Origin of the sequence: Shinella kummerowiae, from assembly GCF_009827055.1 — a bacterium.
GTDB lineage: Bacteria > Pseudomonadota > Alphaproteobacteria > Rhizobiales > Rhizobiaceae > Shinella > Shinella kummerowiae.
This window is the reverse complement of record NZ_WUMK01000037.1, coordinates 1-906: the sequence shown is the minus strand read 5'-3', so window position 1 is coordinate 906 and position 906 is coordinate 1. Positions and strand designations below refer to the sequence as shown.

The following is a 906-nucleotide window of genomic DNA, read 5'->3' as shown; positions in this document are numbered from 1 at the left end:
TGAGAGCGGCGGTGCAAAAGTCGGCCACGGTAGCGGCGGCATAATGCTTCTGCGGGCGGAGTAAAATCCGGCCACCTATTTCCTTTCTGCAATGATCGCAGGAGGGACAGGGGATCTACACCGTGGAATTATACCTCAAGGTTCGCCTGGCTGTTTCCGAAGGGATGACGCGGCGTCAGGCAGCAAAGCATTTCAACGTATCGCGCGACAGCGTGGCCAAAATGCTGTCGTATTCGACACCGCCCGGCTATCAGCGACGTTCGCCGATCCGGCGTCCGAAGCTGGATGCATTCGTTTCGACGATCGAGCAGTGGCTGGAAGCTGACATGGTGATGCCGCGCAAGCAGCGGCATACTGCCAAACGGGTGTTCGACAGGCTTCGTGACGAGTGCGGCTTCACCGGCGGCTACACGATCATCAAGGATTATATGCGCGAGCGGGATCAACGCCGCCAGGAGGTGTTCGTGCCGTTGTCGCATCCACCGGGCCATGCGCAGGCCGATTTCGGCGAGGCGACGGTGGTGATCGGCGGCGTCGAGCAGAAAGCTCGCTTCTTTGTGCTGGATCTTCCTCATAGCGACGGATGCTATGTGCGGGCCTATCCGGCGGCGGTGGCCGAAGCTTGGGTCGACGGCCACATCCATGCATTCGCCTTCTTCGGGGCCGTGCCGCAGTTTCCGACATGGGACGCCTTCAACGCCTTTCTGGAGGAACAATGCCGCAAACGCCAGCGCGACAGGCTACGCGGTGAGAGCGAGACGATCGGCGAACGATTGCAGCGGGATTTGGCGGCCATGCGGCCCTTGCCGGCGTCGCCATTTGATGCCTGCGACCAGGCCAGCGCTGTTGTGACGGCCCAGTCGCTCGTCCGCTACAAGACGAACGACTATTCCGTGCCGGTCGCCT

General features: G+C 61.4%; 1 protein-coding gene. It reads left to right on the top strand.

Annotation, left to right across the window (positions count from 1 at the left end; genetic code table 11):
• Positions 1-122: 122 nt before the first annotated feature.
• The coding region (istA, locus tag GR138_RS30140; protein ID WP_160862940.1) for an IS21 family transposase at positions 123-906 on the top strand (784 nt) is incomplete at its 3' end.